The following is a 23,789-nucleotide window of genomic DNA, read 5'->3' on the forward strand; positions in this document are numbered from 1 at the left end:
TACTTTCGATCGCTGTTATCCCCGGATTTTTTTGATTGTCTTCTATTTCCAACGTTTCATTAAACGTGGATAGTGGATATAAGTAAGGAGACCGCTCTGTAGCTTGGCTTACAGAGCGGTCTTTTTGATATGAAAAGCGGTGATGTGAGGCGGGAATTTGGCTTGGCGGTTCCAGATAGTGTAATCTGGAGAGTATGGATAGCCATTTGAACGAGAAGGGATCGGATGATTCGATGACGCAAAAAATCTATTATGACTCCGCGTACACACAGGAGTGGCATACACAAATTACAGGCAGAGTGGACAAGGAAGACGGTATATATGTCACGCTGGCGGAGACGGCTTTTTATCCGCATGGGGGTGGACAGCCTTGTGATCTGGGGCAGATCGGCGGCATTGACGTGTTGGATGTGATTAGTGAAGATGGTGAGGTGCTGCACAAGCTGGAGCGTGCGCCGGAGCAGAATGACGTGGATAGCCACATCGATTGGCAGCGCAGATTCGATCATATGCAGCAGCATAGCGGGCAGCATTTGCTGTCGGCTATTACGCTGAAGCTGGCAGATGCGATGACGCTCAGTTTTCATCTGGGGACAGATTATATCACGATTGATGTGGCCGCAGCCGAACTGGGAGCGAACCAACTGGCTGCAATTGAAATGGAGGTCAATCAGCAGATTTACCGGAATGCCAGAATCAGCAGTTCCTGGGTCACAGCGGAAGAAGCGGCCCGTCTACCGCTGGTGAAGCAGCCTTCCGTCACTGAAGATATTCGCATCGTGGAGATCGAGGGCGTGGAATATAATGCTTGTGGTGGAACACATGTGTCAGCCACAGGAGAGATCGGGATTATTAAACTGTTGAAAACCGAGAAAGTGAAGGGCGGCACCCGGATTTATTTTAAATGCGGGTACCGAGCACTGAATGAGTTCAACGCCGCGCAAAGCGTGCTGACTGGAATTACAGCCAAATTAAAGACCAGCCGGGAAGAGCTTGCGGATCGGATCGGCAAAATGGAAGCAGAACAAAAGCAGCTGCAAGCAGAGCTGAACGCTGTGAAAACTTCCAATGACGCTTATTATGCGCAGGAGCTTTTATCTGCACGGGAAGGGCTTGTCATTGCCCAAATCTTTGAAGACAAATCACTCAAGGATATGCAGAGTCTGGCGACCAAGCTGACATCAGAACATGAGGGGCTTGTACTCTTTGCGAGCATCTCGGAGGCCAAAGTTGTATTGGCACAGAACGGGCAGCCGCCGGAGTGGGCTTGTGGACCTTTCTTCAAGGGCAATCTCGGAGCCTACCAGGGCAAAGGTGGCGGCAGCGACAAGATGGCTCAGGCGGGTTTTGCCAATAGCGAAGATGCGATCGCATTTTATGAATTTACGAAGGACCAACTGGGACATCACTAAACTATCATCCCGCTGATCGATATGGATCGGACTCGATGGATCGTGAAGCGTGATCAATAGCAAAGGAGGTACCCATAGATGACAGAACGCATTCCGTGCAAACGAGAGGGGTGCCCGAATACCATTTTGCCAGCAACGGCTGCCAGAACAGGTGGGTACTGCATGCCTTGCAAGCAGGAGATGGAACGCGAGGCGCATCAAAGATATATTGAAGCCAATCGGCGCGACGTGGACTTGTATGAGGGAATAACGGACCCTGTGGAGATTTTGAAAATCATGCATACACGTCAGGTTCATGATCCACTAATCCGTTATGTGGCATATGAGCAATCCAAAGAACAGGTATATCTGTCCTTGTCTACGGAGCAGCAAGCCCTCATGATCGATTATGCGATGAAGCTGATTCGCACAGGGGATGACGATACAGGTAAAGATATTTTGGTATATCTGGTTTGTTATCATGGTACCTCGTTGTGTGCACAGATTCCTGAGCTATTGGAGCGCGAAATCTACTACCCTGGCATTTTGTATAAGAGTGCCTCTGCCGAAGTACGTAATCAACTCTTGCAGCGGGTGAACATCGATGATGAGAATCGGAATAATCTCTTGCTCATGCTCGCCTATATTGGAGATGAAGTGGTCGTACGTCAGTTCCAGCAATGGAGGCAGTCTCCACCTCGCTGGGCAGATCAGCTGCATGTCGCACCAGAGCACTATACAACCGAAGCCGGTTGGGAGTTAACGAATGAAGGTCAACACAGGGATTTATTCATCACCCCAAGTTATTCACTCTATAAAGTAAAAGAAAATGAAGGGGCTGGTGACACGTCAATTGGCGATCCAATCTCCATTCTGTTGACCAGTGCCGATAACTGTGAGTGGTGTGGCAGTCAGTTAACGACCTTAATTGATCTGGATGTACGGCATCCAGCACTGCAGGACGTTGCTTGGAACAGTGAGCGACTTCAAATACAGACTTGCGTTATATGCAGCTGTTATGGCGTCGTTTATATGGAGTTGGATTCAGCAGGGGAACCGTGCTGGAGTGCGCATAATGTGATGCCGATGGGAGCGGATGATCTTGACCCGGACGACTACGTACAGCTTGCACCGGATTCATGCCGGCAGTTTCGGATTGCGACTGCACCACGTCACCCGTTCCATGGCAGTGAGTGGGCGATGGAGCCTTCTACATCCCAGATTGGGGGCCATCCCGGATGGGTTCAGGACGCAGATTATCCGAATTGTCCATGCTGCGCTTCAAGGATGAGGGTCGTTGGACAGATGGACTGGGGCGAGGTTGAGGAATACGGGGATGGCATGTATTACATGTTCATTTGCGAGCCGTGTCAGATGACTGCGGTATCTTATCAACAATCCTGATGAGGGAAGTAATAATCTGTTATTGCATAGATGCGATTTAAATTGTAATGACAGCTACATACCCAAAAGGGGCTATCCCACATGTCTTCGACATTACGGGAGGCCCCTTTGTATGACTAGAGGCAGTCCCATAGTCATGAGGATGACACGGGACGCCCCTTGTTCACATTATTTTGGTCTAACGAACCTGGCACACGTTATTTGCTCCCATTTGCACCGATCTGAGATGTAACGAATTACAGAGACGTTATTTCATCGATAGGGTCGAATATAAGGCTTTGACCCCGTTGTTACACCGAAATAACGTCACTGAGATTCGTTAAAATATGCATGCCTTGAGGATCCGCCGTTTAAGGTGTAACAGGTTCGTTAGCATCTTGGCCAAGCGACTCGGCCAAATGGAGAAATGAAACTTCAAAATAGTCTTACTATTGACCTTTTTCTTTAACGCTTAGAGTTCTACCGATGCCTGTGTCAGAAGTGCAGCCAGCCACTCATAGTCCGGCGTATCTTTTTCCTTGATTTTGATTGTTTTACGTTCCGCTGGGCCTTCGAATATCCCATCTGGCAGCTCAAGTCCGGTTGCATTGAAGATCGTGAAGGATACTGCCGGCTTGGAAGGGGAGATAACTGCTGCATATTTACCGTTTTTCAGGAAATGAGGTTTCTTGTATTGCACACGTTCCTCTACTTCAGGGATGGACTCATGTACCAACTCCCGCAGTTTACTTGCAACCTGGGCTTGCCAGGGAACCGGGATCTGTTCGATAAATTCAGTGACTTCCACATTCATATTCATGCTTGTCCACCCTCCACATTGATCTGATTGTGTACTTCCCATTCCGGTCTTAGAATTCCCATCAATAAGCGATCATAGCGTTTCCCATCACGATACACGGCTGACCTAGCACGACCCTCCAACTGAAAGCCGACCTTCTCATAGGCACGGATACCCTTGGCATTATAGGCGATGACATCCAGACCGACCCGGTCCAAATTCAATTCATGGAAGGCGTACCGCAAAATAAGATTCAACGCTTCCGTGCCGTAGCCCTTGTTGCGATGTTCTGCAAGTCCAATGCCAATGGCAAGTTGTCCGCAACGGTTGTTCCATTCAATGCCGTGAATGACAACGAATCCGATCAGTTGTTCATCCTCAAGCATTCGAAGCCGAAAGTAAACTTCCTTGTCCTTCGTCTCGCCTTCATCTTCAAGCTGTTTTTCCGAATAAGGAATGGCGATATCCGTATCCACATTTCGCAAATATTCGGGATCTTCATTCCATTGCAGCATGGTCTGCACGTCTTCAGCACGGGGCGGAGTCATTTTCAAGCGTTTGCTATAAAACAGATTATCAGTCGATAGTGTCATAATGGTCTCCTTTTCACAAATTAAGTTCGCTTCACCTCAGTACGACAATTAGCTATATGGCTTCTACGCAATATTCTTCGCTCCTTTGTAATCAGATAGCCTCACTATAATGGAAATTTAAGGGTATCACAATAGATATTTCATTCGTGTTTTTAAGTTATTGTCAGGAAACCTGTCATGGTAGTACTATATAAACAATAGACATGTATTCAGTGATACGACACACAACAAAATTGTCGGCAGGAGTGGTAGATATGGAGATCAAAGTAGACGATTTGAGCGGTCATCAAGTCATTGGATTAATTGCAGAACATCTGCAGGGCATGGCAGCAGATTCGCCGCCGGAAAGCATTCACGCCCTGGATCTGGATGGGTTAAAGAAACCTGAGATAACATTCTGGTGTGCATGGGAAGCGGAGGAGCTGCTTGGCTGCGGCGCCATGAAGGAATTGAATTCGGAGCATGCAGAATTGAAATCGATGCGTACAGCATCAGCCCACCTGAGAAAAGGCGTAGCAAGACAAATTCTTGCCCATATTATTGAGGTTGCCAAGGATCGGGGTTACAAACGGATCAGTTTGGAGACAGGTTCGATGGATTCTTTTATTCCGGCGCGGAAGCTGTATGAGGACTTTGGGTTTGTATACTGTGAGCCATTCGCAGATTATAGTTTGGACCCGAACAGCGCTTTTATGACGAAGGAATTATAAATTACACGATAGGCAGTAAACATAGCAGAAACACAGGAAACCAGCATTCTGTTGCATGCAGACTACTGGTTTTTTTGCATGTAATGATTGTTTTGAGAAGTGCTGGACTGCAACAAATCATACATATTGGAGATCGTAAGAAGAGTAGAATGTATTCAAATGAACGGATTGAGTTGCATACAGATTGCTTTGTATCATTGTGGGGTATAAAACATAGGTCATGTCAGCATTCGTTTGGGATGAATTGGCCATACGGATCCGCTGGGCTGATCCATGAACAATAGGGTATACTGGAAGTTATGTTTCAGAAAACATAACAGAAGATTACAGACGTTTTTTACATCAGGAGGACTTGAATTGGCTCAGACAGAAGGAACATTGCAGAAGAAACTTAAACCAAGGCATATTAGCTTTATGGCTATGGGCGGTGTCATTGGAACCGGAATTTTCAAAGGAAGCGCCGAAACGATTGGACTTGCAGGTCCAGGCGTCATTGTAACGTACATTTTTGCAGGCTTATTGTTACTGGTTGTCATGGCTGCGATGGCGGAAATGGCTACGGTGTACAAGAACAAAAATATGAAAGACTTTGTGCAGGAAGCGTTCGGCAGCAGAGTCTCCTTTATCATGGGATGGATGTATTGTTTCCTCTGGTTGTCGGTATGTGTAATTGAGGTGATTGCAGCAGGGAGCTTTTTGCAGTACTGGTTCTCGGAAGTGCCGCTGTGGATGCTGAGCCTGGTATGTGCGGTGTTTATTATACTGATTAATCTGCTGAGTGTAGGCGTATTTGGGGAATTTGAATTTTGGCTGGCTGGCATTAAAATCGCCATGATTATTATTTTTATTATCCTCGGGGCTGGTCTGATCTTCGGGATCATTCCAAGTGACAACACGCCTTATCTGCAAAATTACACGCAAGCAGGCGGTTTCTTCCCTAACGGATGGTCATCGATCTTTTCGGCACTATTGGTCGTCATGTTCTCGTATGGAGGATCTGAGCTTATTGGCTTAACCTTAACGGAGACAGAAAATGCGGACAAGGTGATGCCCAAAATTGTGGGGAACTTCATGCTGAGAATCATTTTATTTTTCACGCTGCCGATTCTCATCATCTGTGGGCTCATTCCGTGGAATGAGTTGGGGCCCGAGAGCAGTCCGTTTGTACAGGTGCTGGCTTCTACAGGACTTCCGGGGGCCGCACATATTATGAACTTTATTTTGGTGACCGCCGTTCTGTCTGCTGCAAATTCCGGCATTTACGGCGCATCCCGTATGATGCATTCCATGGCGGTAGGTGGTGAAGCTCCCAAGGCATTATCACAAACGAATCGTAACGGCAGTCCGGTAAATACACTGCTGGTATGTGCTGTGATTCTGCTTGGGGGCTCCATGCTGGGGCTATTCGCACAAGATCAGCTCTTCCGCGTGCTGTTGGCGGTTCCGGGGTTTGTCGTGATGCTCGTGTGGATTTGTATCGCCACATCACAGATGAAGCTGCGCAAGAGATATCCGGTACAGCCGACATTTAAGGTCTGGGGATTCCCTTACGTAACTGGAGCTGCTGTGCTCTGTCTCGGTGTCATTGCAGTCATGTTTGTATTTGATCAGAGCAATCGTTTTAGCATCAGTATCTGTCTGATAGTACTTGCTGTACTGATTATCTGGTCCCTGATTCGATTCAGAAAGGCGGTTTAAAACGACATCTCGGCGTTCGTGCCGAGGTGTTTTTTTATCGCTTCCTCATCCAATATTTTCTTGCCTAATTCGACAACTTCATATACTATTTTCACATTACATAGTGCTTCAAGCATGTTATTTTTGGGTAGGGCGTAGTCGAAAAGGCTTACATACAGGCGTGAGAGGAAGAGGATTGGATGGTCGGGTTTTTCAAGAAACGTTTGGTTGTTCGCATTGTTGCCATTGTTACATTGGTCATTATGATTATATCTGCGGGAAGCATGTTGCTTCAGCTGGCGAATATGAAGCTAGCCGCGCAGGAGGCCATATCGAGTTACAATATTCAAATTGCCGAGAGTTATGTGAAACAGCTGGATACAGGACCGTATGTGGAATTTGCCAAAGATCCCAAGGAAAATGACGTGTTCTTGAAGATTCGTGATGAGCTGGATGATTTTCGTATGAGCATCGGTGCGATGTATGTGTATTTTGTAAAAATAGACGATACAGGCACGCCTCTCATTATGGTGGATGGCATGAAAGATGCAGATAAAGCATCACCGATCAATGAAGTGACGGATATCCCAGGTGATGCAGTCCAAAAGCTCCTGCAAGGGAAAACAGCCAGTTCTCCCATCATTAATAATGAGGAGTATGGCGAATATATTTCCTCATACGCTCCGATTTTGGACAGTAATGGGGCCTTAACGGGTGTAATAGGAATCGATACAGCTGTGTCGGTCATTGGAAGTATTGAGTCAGATATTATGAAATCCAGCATTCCGTTGTATGCCCTGTTGTTGTTCATCACGGTTGCAGGCATCGCGGTTGTATTGTGGTTCATCGTAAGAGGCCTGCGACCGCTGAAACCGTTGAAGGCAAGTGTCGAACAAATGGCGCAAGGTGAGCTGGCGGAGGCCAACCGGATCCTGACAGCCTATCGGCTGCAGAGTGAGGATGAGATTGGCAGCACATTCAAGGCGATGATCCATATGTCCGGGGACTTAAATAAAATGATCGGCGACATGGTCGCGGGTGTCTCGGTAACCACCGATATTCTCGCGGAATCAACGGAGCAATTCAATCGTGATGCAGAAGACATGCTTGAGATGAATAAGAGCGTTGACCAGTCCGTGCAGCAGATCAGACAGGGAACACACACCCAGAAGCAAGGTGCTAGCGACAGCGCCAATGCGATGGAAGAAATCGCTAAAGGGATTACTGATATTTCAGAGTCATCTACAGCCGTGTCCGACGCTGCAACAACTGCGCTTGCTACGGCACAATCGGGTAAGCAGAGCATGACGCAAATGAAGAAACAGATGGAGAGCATTTCGGCTGTATCTGCTGAAGTTGTAGCCATGGTCCAAGTGCTTAACAACTTCTCGCAGCAAATCGGCGGTGCGCTTCATACAGTGCGGGATTTTGCGAGTCAGACCAAGCTGCTGGCGCTGAATGCTTCAATTGAAGCCGCTCATGCAGGAGAGCATGGGAAGGGATTTGCCGTTGTAGCTGATGAAGTACGGAAGTTGGCGGAGGCTTCAAGCACATCTGTGCAGACGATATCTGATTTGTTACTCGGCATTCAGAAGGAGTCCCAGCACATCGGATCACAGATGGATGTTACCTCGCAAGAGATCGGCCAGGGGGTGACCAGCACAGCAGAAGCTGAGCTTGCCTTCACGCATATGGTTGATACGTTTCGTGTGGTGACACATCGTATCCAGGAGGTATCCGCAGCAGCGGAGGAGATATCGGCAGGTTCCGAGGAAGCGGCAGCATCGGTCAACACCATCTCGCAAATTTCATCTGGCGTTTCAGATCATTCGGATGAAATTTATCGTTTGACAGGGGAACAGTCGAGCATGTTCCAAAAGGTGGCACAAACGTCCACCCTGCTGCGGCAGCAAACGATTGAGTTGAGCGAAGCCGTAAGAAAAGTAAAGGTATAGGGGAAGCAAGCTGAACCCATATCGAATATGGAACACTCTGGTGCAAGCACCTGAGTGTTTTTTTGACACCCAATTATGACTTAGACTCTGCTATCATAACTGATCCAGCTCAATCGCCTGTCTGAAGCGTTGGGCAAATCGCTCTGCTGCTACAGCAACCTCCTTGGATTCGGTCTGTACGAAGCCGATTTGCATTTTAGGTTGATCGATCGAGGAGATCTCTACCATTTTCGCAATGCCTTCTTTCCATAGCGGATGTTGGTGGAAGGAGAAGTCATGACCAATGGTGGCGGCAATATTATTTTTCAGGACGGTGCTGATCGCTTCCGAGTTGTTCGTTTTGAACAGGATGGACAGAGGGCCATAATCATACGTGAACTCCTGCAGGAAATCTTCGATGAATCCATCACGATACAGAGCAAGCTTATGTTCTTTTAATTGTTCGGGAGTAACTCGGTTAAGCTTGGCTAGTTCGGATTGGTGATGAGTGCACACAACCAGTTTGCCTGAATACATGGGACTGAAATGCAGTCCATCGAATTCCCGCAATTGTTTGGCGTAGATGGCGATGAAGCCCAGATGGGTTCTGTTGTTGCGGATATCCTCGATGATTTCCATAGAACCTTTCTCTTCAATGGCAATATTCAATTGAGGATGCTCGCGTTTCATATCTGCTGCCGTTTGCACAAGGTAAGGCATCACACTTGGAAAGGTGGCAACATGCAGTTCTCCAGTTAACGAGAATGTCTCGGCATTCAGTGATTTCAATTCATCAATTCGCTGCAAAATATCGAGTGCCTTGGCAATAAACGGTTTGCCTTCAGGGGTGGGAAACGTCCCATGCCGCGAGCGTTCGAACAGGATCATACCCAGCTCATTTTCAAGACGATGCACAGATTGGCTGATCGCCGATTGAGTGACATGCAGGTGCTCCGAGGCAGCCGAGAATGATTGAGTTTTGGCAATTTCAACGACATATTCAAGCTGTTCCAGATTCATGGTTTCATCTCCGTTTTAGCATTAGTACAAGTAATATTAACATTAGTATCTATAAATATGAATAATACGTGAACAGCGATATAATTAATAGACAATAGTTGAATTTCAGATAGACAAGATAAACCAAAGGGGATGTATCTCATGAAAGCAGCAGTATGGTATGCCAAAAAAGATGTCCGGGTCGAAGAACGGGAAATACCGGTAGCCCAATCAGGGCAAGTGAAAATTAAAGTCGAGTACGCAGGAATCTGTGGTAGTGACTTGCATGCTTACCATCATGGCGTAGGTATTCAGGAAGGGCAGAACCACCCGCTTTCAGGACAGAAAGCGCCGCTGACACTTGGTCATGAGTTTGCAGGAACCGTCAGTGAATTGGGAAGTGATGTAAGCGGTATCAGTGTAGGGGACCGTGTTGTTGTTGAACCGCTGTATCATTGCGGACAGTGTGAGTACTGTATTCAGGGGCGTTATAACCAATGTACCCAATTCGGATTTGTGGGACTGAACGGTGATGGAGGCTTTGCTGAATACGTTGTGGTTGAGGCTTATATGGTGCATAAATTGCCGGATAACGTATCCTTTGAAGAGGGCGCATTAGTTGAGCCTACAGCGGTAGCTTTTCATGCAGTTCGCCATAGCAAACTAAAAGTAGGTCAGAAGGTTGCTGTATATGGTGCAGGTCCGATTGGACTGCTGACGATCCTATCAGCCAAAGCTGCTGGAGCTTCCACGATCTATGCAGTCGATGTATTTGAAGAACGCCTGAATTTGGCAGCCAAGCTGGGAGCCATTCCAGTGAATAGTGCCAAAGTTAATGCCACTGAAGTGATTTTGCAGCAGTCTGGCGGAATAGATGTAGCATATGAAGCGGCAGGTGTACAGCCAACCATGGACAGCGCCGTAGCCGTGATCAAAAAAGGTGGGGAAGTTGTTGTCATCGCAGCAATTCCGAATCCGCTACAGGTGAATTTCTTCGACCTGCTAGTGAAGGAAGCGAACTTGACAGCAACACTGGCTTATCGCCACATCTTCCCTGAAGTCATCTCTTTGATTGCTGAGGGAGCACTTGATGTGGGACAGGTGATCACCAGAAAAATCAAGCTGGACGACATCGTTCAGGAAGGACTTGAACTGCTCATGACCGACAAGAGCCATGCGAAAATTCTGGTGGAAATCGGCGGTTAATAGTGAGGAAAATGGAGCGACTGCATTTGCCGCTCGACTCCGATTCTTTAGCTCAGAATAACGCTAAAAAGGGATGCCCCCTGTCATGTTAATGACTAAAATGTACCCCTTGTAAAGGACAATTTAAAAAGGTTAGGCAACTTCAAGCTGCTGTCTGTATCGTGCAGGCGGCAGCTTGTTTAAGTTCCATTGACCTCGATAATGATTGTAATAAATCATGTAGCTTTTCACTTCTTGCTTGACCTCTTCCAAGGTCATACACGTTTTAAAGTTCGTTTCATCTTTAAAATGCCCAAAAAATGATTCTTGTGGAGCGTTATCCCAACAGTTTCCTCGACGCGACATGGATTGTCCCAGCCCCATATTCTTCACAAGCTTTTGGAACTTTGGGTTCGTATAGTGAAAACCTTGATCTGAATGAATCAACGCATCTGAGGTGAGGTGACGATGCTTTTTGAGTTGATTCAACGTCTCAATCGCAATGTCCAAACCGAGTGAAGCAGAGACTTCATAAGCTAAAATCTCATTCGTTTCAGCATCTTTAATGGTCGATAAGTAGGCTCGCTTATTTTTCCCATAAGTTAAATACGTGATGTCCGTTAATAGTACCTTGCCTGCAATCCCTTGCTTAAAAGCTCGATTTAACGTGTTAGGACAGGTTCGATGCTCTTGGGTCGCTTTGGCCATACGACGTGCGGGATTAGCTTTTCGAATCGGACAAACGATGTTGTACTTTTGCATGACACGACGAATTCGCTTGAGATTGTATATGACTCCATATTGGTGCTCCAGCGTCATTTTGATTTGACGGGCGCCTTTCTTTCTTCCACGGTAATGGTAGGCTTTCAGAACGATGGCTTTCACTTTCTGATCGTCTTGTTCCTGATTTTGACGATGTAACCTGGCATCTTCGCTACAATATTGGTAATAGCCCGAACGTGAAACTCCAGCAATTTCACAAAGAACATGCACCTTGCGTTGGAAAGGGTATGTATGCATCATCTGTTGAATCAGTTCGAATTTTTGCCGCGTACTTAGTTGGATTTCTTTTTTCTCATCTGCCTTTCGAGTTGATCGAGCTTTTTTAAGAATTCATTCTCCGCTTCAAGCCATTTCATTTTCGCTTCCAAACGGGCATATTTTTCTTCAAGACTTAATTCACGGGTCAGAGGACGGCCTGAAGCGTGTATTCTACCGTCTGTTAATCCAGCAGGTCCTTGTTCTTGAAAAGCCGCACGCCATCGATTGGAAGCCTTTCGAATTCGGGTTGCACCCAAGACGTCAATGGGAAAGCCTGCTTCCTGAAAAATCTCACGGGGAAGCGTACCTTGACTGTATTCTTGAATAAATCGTTCTTTGAACGCATCCGTGTACGTAATAGCTTTAGCGCTGACATTTTTCACATAGGGATTTCTTCTTAACTGATCTTGCTCTTGAGTTGTAAAGCATTTCTTTGACATCCGCTTGACCACCGCTCGTTTTTTATTCATTGTACACAAAAAGACCCTACAAGATGACCTTTTTTAAAGTGTCCATCTTATAGGGTACATTTTAGACTTATGGGCATCCCTTTTTGTGCTATCCGCGCTTATTACCATTTGCGAGAATTATGAATCATAACGGTAGCAGATCGCTTTGCCACCACTACTCTCGGAACTAAATTCCGGGTCTTCTACAAAACCGAAACGTTCGTATAATCGGATCGCGTTGACCATCTGACCGCCCGTATATAAATACACCGTATTTTTGCCCATGTCTTTGGCAGATTCAACACATTGTTGAAGCAATTCTCTGGCAATGCCGTGACCTCTCCACTTGGGATCAACGCCCAACAGTCGAATAAACGGATAATCAATAGGCAACTCGAAGTTCGGGTAAGCCTTATGCGCGGTCTCAAACAATTGGACCGTACCGACAATCTGATTATCAATTTTGGCAATCCATAATTGCTTGATATAAGGATTGCTTGGCGATTCCCGAATGTCCTTCAAATAATGTTCCCATTGTTCTTGTGTTTGGAACGTGTCCCGGTACTCGGAGTAACTTTCAATGAGAATATGTACAATTTCTTCATGGTCAGCTTCTGTAGCGGGATGAATCGTTACTGCCGTTGTCATCTCAAGTTCTCCTTCTGATCTTGGTTTGATAAGAGATATAGTTGACTTGAATTGTATCACACCCAATGGTAATGGATTAATTCAAATTTTCTATATATGACTCATGAAATTCTATGAGTTGGTATATCCGCACAAGTACATCCAAGGTTCGCACGTATAAGGTTCATTATAGGCGGTTGAGCTGTGTGGAATACAAATTATTGCGATATTCGGTGGGGGTATTGCCTTCGTATTGTTTGAACATGCGCAGGAAGAGTTTGTAATCCGAAAAACCGCATTGTCCTGCAATTTCTTTCACACTGGCATTGGTATTGAGCAGCATCTGCTTGGCCCGGCAAATCCGTTCCGTGAGGATATAGGTTTTGAGCCCAATGCCTTTCTCACGTTTCACCATTTTGGAGATATAGTCCTTGTTAAAATTAAAAGTCTCGGCAATCTTACCAACCGTAATGTCGGTATGCAGATGAATATCCACCCACTTGCAGATGTGGTCAACGATCGCATTGTGCGGCCGATAACCCGCCTGTGTGTTGCGTTCCAGTTCTTTGAGCAGCAGCAGCAATGCCGCGTCTGCTTCTTCCGATGAGAACGATGAACTATGCAGCAACTGCTTGAACAGCTGATTAGCCGTGGATGGTACCTGAATGGTCGCATGGGTGGGATACTGGTCGAACTCTTCCTCAATCGAATCATAATGAACCCAATAAAAGCTGACGGGAGCATCGCTGACCTGATAGCCATAATGGGTGCGTCCAGCCCTCAGAAACAGCAGATCATTTGCATGAACCACGAACTGCTCGTCCTCCTCCGCAATGTACATCTCGCCTTCCAACATCAAAATGACCTCGTGAACAGGCATGCTGCGCTTCATGTGGCTCCAATTGCCTTCGGTTATGAACTTGCCGCACAGGTAATGTTTCAATGGCTTTAGCATAGGACGGATTTCTCCACCTTTTCTTGGATTATGAGTCTGATGTAGTTGTATTTTATTTGATAATATGAGGATATTCAAGGCCTATATGAAGAAATATCGCAAGGGATGCATGAATCGAAACACGGATTTTACCCTTTGTATATCTATAAAAGTACTTCTAAATATCCACTACATACCGAGGAGGAGCGAGCAGAATGATTGAAACCAAAAAGGGATTTCTGGGACCTGAGCATGTAGATCTGTTAAATGGCGTTTTTCAAACGTCACAGGAAGTTGGAGAAAAGTATTTGTTATCCCTGGACATTGACCGTTTTCTGGCACCATGTTTTGAGGCCCATGGGTTACCGGCGAAAAAGGAACGATACGCGGGTTGGGAGGCGCGCTCGATCAGCGGGCATTCCCTCGGACACTATCTGTCTGCCCTGGCTGTGACCTATCAGGCGACAGGTAATGAAATGTTAAAGCAAATGCTGGACTATGCCGTCAGCGAGCTTGCTTCCATTCAGCTGACAACGGGCAGCGGGTATGTCGGCGGCCTGTCCGAAGAAGCCTTCCGCATTGCATTTCGGGCAGACCATATTGGTGGTTTTAACATCGGCGAATACTGGGTGCCCTGGTACAGTGTGCACAAGATCTATCGCGGTCTAATTGACGCCTACAAACTAACGGGCAACGGGCAGGCTCTTGAGGTGGTAACACGGTTTGCTGATTGGGCGGTGGACGGCCTGGTCCCGATGACCGAGGAACAGATGCAGATCATGCTTCAATGTGAACACGGCGGCATGAATGAAGTATTTGCACATTTGTATGGAATCACCGGGAAGTCTGTATACCTTGAGATAGCCAACAAATTCACACATCAATTAATCCTCGAACCGTTGGAACACAAGCAGGACGATCTTCAGGGCAAACATGCGAATACACAGATTCCGAAAGTCATCGGTGCAGCCGAAATCTACAACCAGGACCATAACCATGAGAGTTACCGGACAGCTGCGGAGTTTTTCTGGGACACCACGATTCATCACCGTTCTTATGTATTTGGCGCTATGAGCATTTCGGAGCATTATGAAGCGAAAGGCATGGAGAGTCTGGGTATCAAAACCGGAGAGAGCTGCTGTACCCACAACATGATGCATCTGACGAAGCAGCTCTACACTTGGAATCCAGACAGTGCATACATGGACTATTATGAAAATGCGATCTACAACCATATCCTGGGCACACAGGACCCGGACACAGGGAACAAAACGTATTTTGCATCAACACTACAAGGCCACTACAAAATCTACGGTACTCACGATACTGCCTGGTGGTGCTGCACAGGATCTGGCATGGAAAACCCGGGCAAATACGCCGAGGCGATCTATTTCGAGGATGAGCAGGATCTGTACGTTAACCTGTATATTGCTTCCCAGTTGGACTGGAGATCCCAAGGCATATCGCTGAAGCTCGAAACCGACTTTCCTTATTCGGAAAAGGTAACCCTTACGATCACCGAAGGCAGCGCCTCGGCCAATCTTAGACTACGCGTGCCCTCATGGCTGCAGGAGCCAATGACGGCAACGGTCAACGGGGATACGGCTCATCCGCATACCCGGATGGAACCCGGATACCTCGACATCGAGCGCACATGGACCGCTGGTGATGTCATCACAATCACGCTGCCGATGTCGCTCCATCATTACACGTCCCGGGATGATGCGCACAAGGTGGCATTCCTGTACGGCCCCATTGTACTGGCAGGGGCTCTGGGAAGCGAAGGGCTGCCCGAGGATACCATCGTGGACGAAACGGCACTGAATCCCAAAACCGCACCTGTACCTGTGATCTGGACAGAGCAGGAGGATGTGCGCGAGTGGATCAAGGTTGTAGACGCAAGTACGTTGACGTTTGAGATCAGCAAGGATGTCACATCGGACGGTAACCCGGTGAAACTGATTCCGTTCTATGATGTGCATCATGAGTTCTATACGGTCTATTGGCCGTTTAACGATGAAGGGGATGCGCTGGAGAAGGAATTAAATGATATCACCATCGACAGGGTGCAGCCCGATGGTCAGCAGGATGAGATCGGACATCATCTGGATAGCAATTGCCGTGCAGATCATCATAACGGTTCGTATACAGACAGCCGCAACAAGCTGCATATGTGGCGGGAAGCTTTTGGTGTCAGCGGAGCTTACTTCAGCTACCAGCTGGCGGTGGATGGTTCTGCACCGAACTATGTATGCGTGGCATACTGGGGCGGGGATCATTCTCCTTTTGAACGGGAAGGAACACGGCATGAGAGAATATTTAGTATCGCCGTCGATGGACATGTGGTCGGTGAACAGCGGATTCATATGAACAAGATCGGCGAAGTATTCTACGTTACCTATGACATCCCTCAGACGGTTACGTCAGGTAAAGACAGTGTGCGAGTTGCATTCCAAGCGTTGGACGACAAGGGTTGTGCCGGGAAAGTCGTGGAGGTACGTACAACGCGCAGCAAACCGGAATCCATCTTTTCATAAAAGAGGCATTTGTATGAAAATGGGCAAACACAATGGTATAATAAAAGCAAAATGCTGATTAGGTAAAAGAGGAGGATGGAAGTGTGGCAAAACCGGATAATAAAGGCATCTATAGTTTTCAGGATTGGTTAACTTGGGAGGGGACTTGGGAGTTAATTAACGGCAAAGCGTTCAATATGTCTCCAGCCCCCACCTCATTACACCAGTTTATTGTGGGTGAGCTGCACTTCTCCTTGCGTACTTTTTTTCAGAATCGGAAATGTATTGTATTTGTTGCTCCCTTTGACGTGTATTTCAGCGAGAGTGAACAGTATGACGTACCTGATCATGTTGTCCAACCAGATTTATCGGTGGTTTTTTCCAAAGACCAAATCACCAAAAACGGCTGTCAAGGTGCGCCGTCTCTAATCATAGAAGTATTGTCTCCATCAACTGCGCTGAAGGATTTTAATGAGAAGTTTAATCTGTATCAGAAATATGGTGTGAATGAATATTGGATTGTTGACCCTGGCAATCAGACCGTTCATGTGTACACATTGGAAGAAGGAAGTTACCAGAACCGTCATCTGTACACGGAGCAAGAAACGATTCAATCGGTGTTATATCCGGAACTGGAGATTCCGCTTCGAAATTTATTCAAGCTGAATTAGATCTGACAACATCATAATCACTCCGGCGCTGGCGTCGGGGTGTTTTTTTGATTTTTATCGTATCGAATTAGCCCTATATAAAAAATGACACGCACTGCAAATTTCCACGTATTACCTGATAACATTTCTTTTTCCGCCACTGATTGTTCAAGGGCACCAGGCTCGCTTCCCAAAGGTTACAAAATCTTATCCACGTTGTCCCTCTAAAGATGAAATGGGATAAGCCTATGCCACGTATATTATGAATATCCATATTAATCCACCCGAATGCGGCAACATCATGTACAATGAAATAAAGTTCCAATGGTAAATATCGACATAAAGGTCCAACACATAGCGCGAAGGGGGTCTGATGATTTACATGATAAAGTACATAAAACTGCTGGGGCTGATCTTCGGCGTTGTGGTCATGAATGTTCTATTGTTCTCGCCAGGATTCATCGGACTGGAGTTTGGCGGGGGAGCATTTACGACAGCGCTCTCGGTGACATTTCTGTTCGGCAGCGTGCTGGCTCTCTTCTATGGAAGCTACACCTTGTTGTTCAGACAGCCTGTAGTCCTGCCCGTGAAGAATATCGAAACCCATGAAGATTATGTGGAAGCGTTATCCTTTTATCGACGCATTAAAGTGCTTGAGGAAGATATCACACTGGGATTATCCCAACTGAGTCGTATGAAGAAAAAGAAAGAAACCCTCCTGAACGTGCTGAATCAGCGATTTGATCCGGGGGAACTGAGTTACAAGAAATTTGCTTCGGTCACCCTCGAAGTGGAGAAGCTGTTATACCTCAACATCCGAAGTGTACTTAACCGACTCAATGTGTTCGATGAAGCCGAGTACGCCAGCCTGATGAAGTCCAAATCCGCTACACTTCCCCAGAAGCTCTTTCAAGAGAAGACCAAAGTATATAACGACTATCTAAGCTATGTGAAAAACTCGCTTCATACCAATGAGGAAATTCTTTTGAAGCTCGACCAGTTGATGCTGGAAATCTCCCGCCTGGACAGCTTTGAAGCTGGAGATATCGAACAGATGCCTTGTATGCAGGAAATTGACCAATTAATCAAGCACACCAAATTATACAGACAGTGAGGGGTTGTACGTATGGCTAAGAAGGGAAAGTTTTTTTTCATATCGATCTTGATGCTGGTGCTCGTGTTCGGATTGGTATACGCAGGTATCACGCTGACGTCGAACGTTGGTAAAACCAGTACACAGGTAACGACAGAGAATGCAGGCAAAGAGTTAGGCAAGCTGTATGCAGACATTGCTCCGGCAACGGCTGAACCCGTGAAGGGACAGATTGATCTCGATCCGGTGGATGTGGCTGAATCACTGCCGGACATCTCGAAATTTCCGATCACGGTCGAGAATACAACGAATGATTATGTAGAGATCTTTTCTTCCATCGAAAAGGCGGGAACCGGGGCAGATGGCTGGTTAACCGAGGTGAGCGAAGAGTTCAACAAGGCTAACATTACCGTTGATGGCAAACAGGTTTCGGTGAAATTACGCAATATCGCATCCGGTACGGCTGCTGATTATATCAAGTCAGGCAAATATGTACCTGATGCGTTTACCCCCTCGAATGAGTTGTGGGGCGAGATGGTGGCTGCAAGCGGAGTAAAGACAGACCTGGTATCCAAAAGACTGGTGGGGAACGTTCCCGGTATCGTCATCTCCAAAGCCAAATATGATGCGCTGGTCGACACGTACGGCTCAGTTAATGTAAAAACTGTGACCGAAGCGATTGCGAACAATGAACTCGCAATGGGGTACACCGATCCGTTCGCCAGCTCCACGGGATTGAACTTTCTTGTGACGGCACTCAACACATACGACAGCTCCAATCCTCTTGGAGAGAAAGCGATTGAGGGTTTTGAGAAGTTCCAAGCGAACGTACCGTTTACGGCTTCCACAACCATTCAGATGCGTGAGGCAGCCAAGTCAGGGCGACTGGACGCATTTGTACTGGAATACCAGACTTACGTAAACACCGCAGATCTGAAAAGCGGATATGTCTTTACACCTTTTGGTGTAAGACATGACAGCCCACTGTATGCATTGGGGCAACTGCCGCAGAACAAGCAAGAGATCATTAAGAAGTATGCGGAATTCGTAACCCAAGCGAAGTATCAGCAATCGGCTGAGGAGTTCGGCTTCAACGGTTTGCAGGATTACAAGTCCGAATTGAACACAGTGGATGGTGGCACCTTGTTGTCCGCTCAGAAAGTATGGAAAGAGAAAAAGAACGGCAGTAAACCCATTGCAGCCGTATTTGTAACCGACGTATCCGGAAGTATGGATGGCGAACCGCTGAATCGACTCAAGGAATCATTGCGCAAAGGCCAGAAGTTTCTTGGCACAGACAACAGTATCGGCCTCGTCTCCTATTCTAGTGGAGTAACTGTGAACCTGCCGATTGCCAAGTATGATACGAATCAGCAGTCGATGTTTGTCGGTACGGTGGATAGCCTGCAAGCGGGTGGCGGTACGGCAACCTTTGATGGGATCGTTGTGGCGATGAAGATGCTGGAAGATTATATGGCTACTGATCCAAATGTGAAGCCACTGATCTTTGTCCTAAGTGATGGAGAAACCAACGAAGGTCATACACTGAAGGATATTCGTGATCTGGTCGAGACGTACAAAGTGCCGATCTACACGATTGGTTATAACGCGGACATCAAAGCTTTGGAGAGCATCTCCAGCATTAACGAAGCGGCGAGCATTAACGCGGATACAGACGATGTTGTATACAAAATCGGTAACCTGTTCAACGTGCAGATGTAGCACGGGGATTGCACTCAAATTTACCTAATGTAAGGTACATTATTCCATTTTATATAGCACGTAATTGAAGGGGGAACTTGGATGTCGTTTTCGATGGAGATACCTAGCCAGAAGGAAATTCAGAAGGTGATTGAGGAGGAAATAAAGCCCGTACCTGCCGAGGTGGCGGAGCTGCAGCAAGTCGCAAATGCCAACGTGGAGATGATCATGACACTGGATCTCGAATCGTTGGAGAAACGCAAGGAGATTCTGCAATCCATTGATGGCTTTGGCATGAATACGATGAGATCCTCTTCCGAGAAAAACGCGTTGCTTCAAGTCTCCGTTGGACATCTGTCCAAGACGGGAGACGAGGGCGGTCAGGTCGCCAAAGGCTTGACCGAGCTGCATATGCAACTGAAGGATCTAGACCCCAGCGTGGTCGATTTCGCCAAGATCGGATTTCTCGGTAAATTGTTCAATCCGCTCCGGGCCTATTTCCTGAAATACCAGAAGGCTGACGCTGTTATCGCCGATATCGTAACCTCGCTGGATAAAGGCAGAGCGACCTTGAGAAACGACAATACAACATTGGAGATTGAACAGCAAAATCTGCGGGAACTCACCAAACGACTGCAAAAGGAAATTCAGCTTGGGGTGCTGATGGATGAGTCGATTGACGCACAGATCGAAGCTGCCAAAGTGCGTAATGAGGACCTGGAGAAAGTCCGTTTTATTACGGAAGAAGTACTGTTCCCGCTACGTCAGCGGGTCATGGATTTGCAGCAAATGCTGGTGGTGAACCAGCAGGGCATCATGGCGATTGAAGTTGTCATTCGCAACAACAAGGAATTGATCCGCGGTGTGGATCGGGCCAAAAATGTAACGATCTCGGCATTGAAAATTGCCGTCACTGTTGCGAGTGCACTGTACAATCAGAAGATTGTATTGCAGAAAATTGAACTGCTTAACCGGACGACCAACGACCTGATCGCAGGTACGTCCAAAATGCTGAAAGATCAGGGCATTGCCATCCAGAAGCAAGCTTATGAGGCCAGCATTTCCGTGGATACGATGAAGCAGGCCTTCACAGATGTGCTTTCCGCGCTCGACTCCATCAGTCTCTATAAGCAGGAGGCTTTGCCACGGATGCGGGAAACTATTAATCAATTCCGTGAACTGGCGGATACCGGAGAGCAGCAGATTCAGCGGTTGGAGAAAGGGCAGAAGCTGGGGCTGTAGTTTGAAAGGTATTCAGAAGGTATAGCGGAAATTTCGGGCATGACCTCAAAAAACGGTTGAACACAGATAAGCTCTGGTTCAACCGTTTTTTTTTGATTTTCTGCTGATTAGGTCAAATCACGTTGAACATGGAGGACGTAGGGGATCAGCAGAAGAAGTAGAGCCAGTGAGGCTATCAGGGCAAGCAGCAGGCTTCCTTGGGTTAATAGCAGTGCTCCCAGAGCTGCACCGATCACAAAAATAACCCAGGACAGGGCGAGTACTGCCCATTCGGAAGCAGGAGCCTTACCCCGAACGGCTTTGGCCAGTGCCTGTCCAATACCGAATAATGTGCCTGTCACAAAGCCCTTGCCTACATCAGCATGAGCAACCATCTGGTGCATAGTGTTTTGCATACCCATGGCAACGGCAATCGGGAAAAGTACGCTCTGTGTATGGAGGAACAGCAAGAATACAATGGCGCCGGCAAAAAGCAAAGATTCAAAGCCTAAAATGCCCGCCAGTCGCCTTTTTCCCGATCGATCTGTGATAAACGTTCCGATAAAGGCGCCTACAACGAATAAAAAGATGACCAGACCTATATTCGTTAATACAGCGGAGTCTCCTTCAAATAGCGCGATGCCAAGCTTGGTACTGTTACCACTCATGAAAGAAAGATAGATTTTCCCCAGCTGCAGATAGCCGACCGCATCAATGAAACCAGAGATCAGCACAAGTACACATGACAGCAGAAGCCGGGAAAGACCCGGCTCCAGTCGTTCTACGGTATGTCCCACGCGTTTGCGATCACTGGTCGAATCGGAATCGGAAGCAGAAGCCATGATGTCCAACCCCTTTTCCATGATACTGGAGTGGTTTCGTGATATATGACAGAAAGATCACTAACCCAAACCTATATTCAATAGGTACCGGTAGTTGGACTATGACTTCGGCTTATTCGGGGCCGGTGCGATAAAAAGAGTATCATTCGGAAGCTGTTCGGCTTCCTCTTTGGACATTTCCAGATTCGTGGACAGCACATCATTCGGATTGCCTGCGAGCCACTCGCTCAGATCAATAGCTTCATAGTGTCCGCTGTTGAACCCGATTAACACACGGCAGACCTCATCTCCCGTATTTTTGATATAGTGACCTGCACCCATCGGGGCATAACCCACATCCCCGGCTTCGAATTGCTCTGTCACCGCATGACCTTCTGCCAGAAATACTGTCATTTCGGCAGTGCCGCTAATGTAATACTGCCATTCGTCGGCGTTGGGATGCCAATGCATCTCTCGTAATGCGCCTGGTTGCAGCTCGATCAGTGATCCGGCCATCGTGGTGGAGATGGGGAAATCTTCGACAGTAACCGTGCGCTGGGTTCCGCCGCCTGGCGCACGTCTTGGCTGCTTGGCATGCAGCGGGTATCGGTGGGGAGTCGTCAGCTCCGAATTGCGGCGATAGGTCCCGGAAGAGGAGCTGTCATTAGGGACAGGCCCTTTGACGAAATAGGCTTCTCCCTGAGGCACTTTCGCTGCACGCTCGGGGGTAATCCCAAGATTCTGGGCAACAATGTTGTTCGGTGTATGAGACAGGAAATCGGTAATGCTGAACGTGTGATCTTCCGAGAAATCACCATTATCAAATATCAGAATAAAATGGCATTCGTCCGGTCCCAATCCCTGAATGGAGTGTCCGTAACCACGTGGGAAATACCACACATCTCCTGGCTCAAATGTATCGGTGTACGCATGTCCGTCCGGATGAATGACAGTGGTGCGACAGGAGCCACTGATCACGTAAGCCCATTCTGCCGCATTGGCATGCCAGTGCAATTCACGCATGCCTCCCGGTTCCAGGCGCATGGATACACCCGCTATTCCAATGGACGCAGGAAAATCCCGAACGGAAGCACCGCGGGTAATACCGCCAGGGCCCGTACGGGGTTCTTTTTGTTCGAGCCGATATTTGAAAGATGTCATCATGATTCCTCCTCATATTATATTAGGTACACATGTAAATAGTTAAATATGGCGTTCATACCTTTTACCCATATTTTGCGAAACTATTCAATTTGATTCCTGATTAATATGAGGAAAAAGAGAGACTTTCATTCAAAATTAATGTTGATTTGTCTGTACATGTTGTACTTAGGGTGCCTTATACGAGGTGTGATACACTACATTGCCAGGCTTGTAATTAATGATTTTAAATAACTCATCTGCCATATAAGCGGGACTATGCTTGAATTCCTGTCGAATCCATTCGATGATCATGCCAAAGATCGCATGGGATTGATAACTTGCCAGCAGCTCGCGATTAATGTGGGACGGAAATATTTCGTTCAGGTCCTGAAGAGCAAGGTCACGCAGAACATCGCAGATCATCTGCTGAAAATTGGACGATGCCTCCGACTTCACGACAAGGGTGTAGAATTGCGCATGCTGATGCACATGTTCAAATATTTTGATAGCGGAAGAGGGCATATGACTTACTTCAAATATTTCTTTATCCAGATAAGGCTCACGATAGGAGAAGACCAGATCCTTAATGATGTCATCGATGATCTCATTGAACAGGTCTTCTTTGTATTGATAGTGTCTGTAAAAAGTTCCCCGATTCAGATCCGCCAGCTGCACGATATCGGTAATGGATATTTCCTTGAATGACTGCTTTTGCATTAATTGAATCAGGGCACCCTTCAGCGCCGCTTTGGATTTCTTGATTCTTCGGTCCATAGAACTCGGAAGTTCGGCCATATACAGTACTCCTCGTAAATAGGTATTTTAAGATAAAGTACATTCGGAATTAGAAGTGTTGATTAACGTACAATTGGGCAAGCTTTTACTGATTGAACAAGAATGCTATGACTTATTATACTAAGGA

General features: G+C 46.9%; 20 protein-coding genes. 11 read left to right on the forward strand and 9 right to left on the reverse strand.

Annotated features, from left to right (window positions below; all coding sequences use genetic code 11):
* The first annotated feature begins 233 nt into the window (after positions 1 to 233).
* Positions 234 to 1,412 carry an alanyl-tRNA editing protein gene (locus AC3ITG_RS04685; RefSeq protein WP_489254411.1) on the forward strand — a complete coding sequence of 393 codons (1,179 nt, stop codon included), beginning with the start codon at positions 234 to 236 and terminating at the stop codon, positions 1,410 to 1,412.
* Between the two features lie 78 nt (positions 1,413 to 1,490).
* Positions 1,491 to 2,795: a DUF1963 domain-containing protein gene (locus tag AC3ITG_RS04690; protein WP_489252960.1), complete on the forward strand. Its 1,305-nt coding sequence runs from the start codon at positions 1,491 to 1,493 to the stop codon at positions 2,793 to 2,795.
* 451 nt (positions 2,796 to 3,246) lie between these two features.
* Here the strand turns inward: AC3ITG_RS04690 and AC3ITG_RS04695 are convergent, their stop codons facing one another.
* A complete protein-coding gene (locus tag AC3ITG_RS04695) occupies positions 3,247 to 3,588 on the reverse strand; it encodes a DUF1801 domain-containing protein (protein WP_413379443.1) in 342 nt (113 codons plus the stop codon).
* A 2-nt stretch (positions 3,589 to 3,590) separates the two neighbouring features.
* On the reverse strand, positions 3,591 to 4,166 hold the full coding sequence (locus tag AC3ITG_RS04700) for a GNAT family N-acetyltransferase (protein ID WP_489252961.1): 576 nt from the start codon (positions 4,164 to 4,166) through the stop codon (positions 3,591 to 3,593).
* A 254-nt stretch (positions 4,167 to 4,420) separates the two neighbouring features.
* Between AC3ITG_RS04700 and AC3ITG_RS04705 the strand changes: the two genes are divergently transcribed.
* The 3 genes from AC3ITG_RS04705 to AC3ITG_RS04715 all read left to right on the forward strand — a co-directional run bounded on the left by AC3ITG_RS04705 (position 4,421) and on the right by AC3ITG_RS04715 (position 8,508).
* Complete coding sequence (locus tag AC3ITG_RS04705) at positions 4,421 to 4,876, forward strand: GNAT family N-acetyltransferase (protein ID WP_090952748.1); 456 nt, start codon at positions 4,421 to 4,423, stop codon at positions 4,874 to 4,876.
* Between the two features lie 357 nt (positions 4,877 to 5,233).
* Positions 5,234 to 6,574 carry an amino acid permease gene (locus AC3ITG_RS04710; protein WP_489252962.1) on the forward strand — a complete coding sequence of 447 codons (1,341 nt, stop codon included), beginning with the start codon at positions 5,234 to 5,236 and terminating at the stop codon, positions 6,572 to 6,574.
* Positions 6,575 to 6,753: 179 nt separating this feature from the next.
* Positions 6,754 to 8,508, forward strand: a complete 1,755-nt coding sequence (locus AC3ITG_RS04715) for a methyl-accepting chemotaxis protein (protein WP_489252963.1) — start codon at positions 6,754 to 6,756, stop codon at positions 8,506 to 8,508.
* A 93-nt stretch (positions 8,509 to 8,601) separates the two neighbouring features.
* Here AC3ITG_RS04715 and AC3ITG_RS04720 read toward each other — a convergent pair whose 3' ends face one another.
* Positions 8,602 to 9,507, reverse strand: a complete 906-nt coding sequence (locus AC3ITG_RS04720; protein WP_489252964.1) for a LysR family transcriptional regulator — start codon at positions 9,505 to 9,507, stop codon at positions 8,602 to 8,604.
* A gap of 141 nt (positions 9,508 to 9,648) precedes the next feature.
* On the opposite strand from AC3ITG_RS04720, the gene AC3ITG_RS04725 reads away from it, so the two are divergent.
* Entirely contained in the window at positions 9,649 to 10,692 is a 1,044-nt protein-coding gene (locus AC3ITG_RS04725; RefSeq protein ID WP_413375509.1) for a 2,3-butanediol dehydrogenase, read from the forward strand.
* A 132-nt stretch (positions 10,693 to 10,824) separates the two neighbouring features.
* Here AC3ITG_RS04725 and AC3ITG_RS04730 read toward each other — a convergent pair.
* From AC3ITG_RS04730 to AC3ITG_RS04740, 3 genes are all read right to left on the reverse strand, one after another.
* A protein-coding gene (locus AC3ITG_RS04730) for an IS3 family transposase (protein ID WP_489252965.1) occupies positions 10,825 to 12,152 on the reverse strand; the annotation gives its coding sequence in 2 pieces (ribosomal slippage) (positions 10,825 to 11,768 and positions 11,768 to 12,152; 1,329 coding nt in all).
* A gap of 147 nt (positions 12,153 to 12,299) precedes the next feature.
* A complete protein-coding gene (locus AC3ITG_RS04735; protein WP_379376911.1) occupies positions 12,300 to 12,809 on the reverse strand; it encodes a GNAT family N-acetyltransferase in 510 nt (169 codons plus the stop codon).
* A gap of 166 nt (positions 12,810 to 12,975) precedes the next feature.
* Positions 12,976 to 13,743 carry a helix-turn-helix transcriptional regulator gene (locus AC3ITG_RS04740; RefSeq protein ID WP_489252966.1) on the reverse strand — a complete coding sequence of 256 codons (768 nt, stop codon included), beginning with the start codon at positions 13,741 to 13,743 and terminating at the stop codon, positions 12,976 to 12,978.
* 194 nt (positions 13,744 to 13,937) lie between these two features.
* Between AC3ITG_RS04740 and AC3ITG_RS04745 the strand changes: the two genes are divergently transcribed.
* The 5 genes from AC3ITG_RS04745 to AC3ITG_RS04765 all read left to right on the forward strand — a co-directional run bounded on the left by AC3ITG_RS04745 (position 13,938) and on the right by AC3ITG_RS04765 (position 20,924).
* Positions 13,938 to 16,259, forward strand: a complete 2,322-nt coding sequence (locus AC3ITG_RS04745; RefSeq protein ID WP_489252967.1) for a beta-L-arabinofuranosidase domain-containing protein — start codon at positions 13,938 to 13,940, stop codon at positions 16,257 to 16,259.
* A gap of 83 nt (positions 16,260 to 16,342) precedes the next feature.
* Complete coding sequence (locus AC3ITG_RS04750) at positions 16,343 to 16,909, forward strand: Uma2 family endonuclease (RefSeq protein WP_489252968.1); 567 nt, start codon at positions 16,343 to 16,345, stop codon at positions 16,907 to 16,909.
* Between the two features lie 361 nt (positions 16,910 to 17,270).
* Entirely contained in the window at positions 17,271 to 18,002 is a 732-nt protein-coding gene (locus AC3ITG_RS04755; RefSeq protein ID WP_413375517.1) for a hypothetical protein, read from the forward strand.
* Positions 18,003 to 18,014: 12 nt separating this feature from the next.
* Entirely contained in the window at positions 18,015 to 19,703 is a 1,689-nt protein-coding gene (locus AC3ITG_RS04760; RefSeq protein WP_413375519.1) for a vWA domain-containing protein, read from the forward strand.
* A gap of 81 nt (positions 19,704 to 19,784) precedes the next feature.
* Entirely contained in the window at positions 19,785 to 20,924 is a 1,140-nt protein-coding gene (locus tag AC3ITG_RS04765; protein WP_489252969.1) for a toxic anion resistance protein, read from the forward strand.
* Positions 20,925 to 21,031: 107 nt separating this feature from the next.
* On the opposite strand, the gene AC3ITG_RS04770 is transcribed toward AC3ITG_RS04765, so the two are convergent.
* The 3 genes from AC3ITG_RS04770 to AC3ITG_RS04780 all read right to left on the reverse strand — a co-directional run bounded on the left by AC3ITG_RS04770 (position 21,032) and on the right by AC3ITG_RS04780 (position 23,662).
* Positions 21,032 to 21,745, reverse strand: a complete 714-nt coding sequence (locus AC3ITG_RS04770; RefSeq protein ID WP_489252970.1) for a YoaK family protein — start codon at positions 21,743 to 21,745, stop codon at positions 21,032 to 21,034.
* Positions 21,746 to 21,844: 99 nt separating this feature from the next.
* A complete protein-coding gene (locus tag AC3ITG_RS04775; RefSeq protein WP_489252971.1) occupies positions 21,845 to 22,888 on the reverse strand; it encodes a cupin domain-containing protein in 1,044 nt (347 codons plus the stop codon).
* 165 nt (positions 22,889 to 23,053) lie between these two features.
* Positions 23,054 to 23,662, reverse strand: a complete 609-nt coding sequence (locus AC3ITG_RS04780) for a TetR/AcrR family transcriptional regulator (RefSeq protein ID WP_489252972.1) — start codon at positions 23,660 to 23,662, stop codon at positions 23,054 to 23,056.
* Between the last annotated feature and the right edge of the window lie 127 nt (positions 23,663 to 23,789).

This window comes from Paenibacillus sp. GL_099_B, assembly GCF_057835695.1.

What these genes read in the sequence shown, in the direction of transcription:
- AC3ITG_RS04685 (WP_489254411.1), top strand. Translation starts at nt 234, where the DNA reads ATGACGCAAAAAATCTATTATGACTCCGCGTACACACAGGAGTGGCAT.
- AC3ITG_RS04690 (WP_489252960.1), top strand. Translation starts at nt 1,491, where the DNA reads ATGACAGAACGCATTCCGTGCAAACGAGAGGGGTGCCCGAATACCATT.
- AC3ITG_RS04695 (WP_413379443.1), bottom strand. Translation starts at nt 3,588, where the DNA reads ATGAATGTGGAAGTCACTGAATTTATCGAACAGATCCCGGTTCCCTGG.
- AC3ITG_RS04700 (WP_489252961.1), bottom strand. Translation starts at nt 4,166, where the DNA reads ATGACACTATCGACTGATAATCTGTTTTATAGCAAACGCTTGAAAATG.
- AC3ITG_RS04705 (WP_090952748.1), top strand. Translation starts at nt 4,421, where the DNA reads ATGGAGATCAAAGTAGACGATTTGAGCGGTCATCAAGTCATTGGATTA.
- AC3ITG_RS04715 (WP_489252963.1), top strand. Translation starts at nt 6,754, where the DNA reads ATGGTCGGGTTTTTCAAGAAACGTTTGGTTGTTCGCATTGTTGCCATT.
- AC3ITG_RS04720 (WP_489252964.1), bottom strand. Translation starts at nt 9,507, where the DNA reads ATGAATCTGGAACAGCTTGAATATGTCGTTGAAATTGCCAAAACTCAA.
- AC3ITG_RS04725 (WP_413375509.1), top strand. Translation starts at nt 9,649, where the DNA reads ATGAAAGCAGCAGTATGGTATGCCAAAAAAGATGTCCGGGTCGAAGAA.
- AC3ITG_RS04735 (WP_379376911.1), bottom strand. Translation starts at nt 12,809, where the DNA reads ATGACAACGGCAGTAACGATTCATCCCGCTACAGAAGCTGACCATGAA.
- AC3ITG_RS04740 (WP_489252966.1), bottom strand. Translation starts at nt 13,743, where the DNA reads ATGCTAAAGCCATTGAAACATTACCTGTGCGGCAAGTTCATAACCGAA.
- AC3ITG_RS04745 (WP_489252967.1), top strand. Translation starts at nt 13,938, where the DNA reads ATGATTGAAACCAAAAAGGGATTTCTGGGACCTGAGCATGTAGATCTG.
- AC3ITG_RS04755 (WP_413375517.1), top strand. Translation starts at nt 17,271, where the DNA reads ATGATAAAGTACATAAAACTGCTGGGGCTGATCTTCGGCGTTGTGGTC.
- AC3ITG_RS04760 (WP_413375519.1), top strand. Translation starts at nt 18,015, where the DNA reads ATGGCTAAGAAGGGAAAGTTTTTTTTCATATCGATCTTGATGCTGGTG.
- AC3ITG_RS04765 (WP_489252969.1), top strand. Translation starts at nt 19,785, where the DNA reads ATGTCGTTTTCGATGGAGATACCTAGCCAGAAGGAAATTCAGAAGGTG.
- AC3ITG_RS04770 (WP_489252970.1), bottom strand. Translation starts at nt 21,745, where the DNA reads ATGGCTTCTGCTTCCGATTCCGATTCGACCAGTGATCGCAAACGCGTG.
- AC3ITG_RS04775 (WP_489252971.1), bottom strand. Translation starts at nt 22,888, where the DNA reads ATGATGACATCTTTCAAATATCGGCTCGAACAAAAAGAACCCCGTACG.
- AC3ITG_RS04780 (WP_489252972.1), bottom strand. Translation starts at nt 23,662, where the DNA reads ATGGCCGAACTTCCGAGTTCTATGGACCGAAGAATCAAGAAATCCAAA.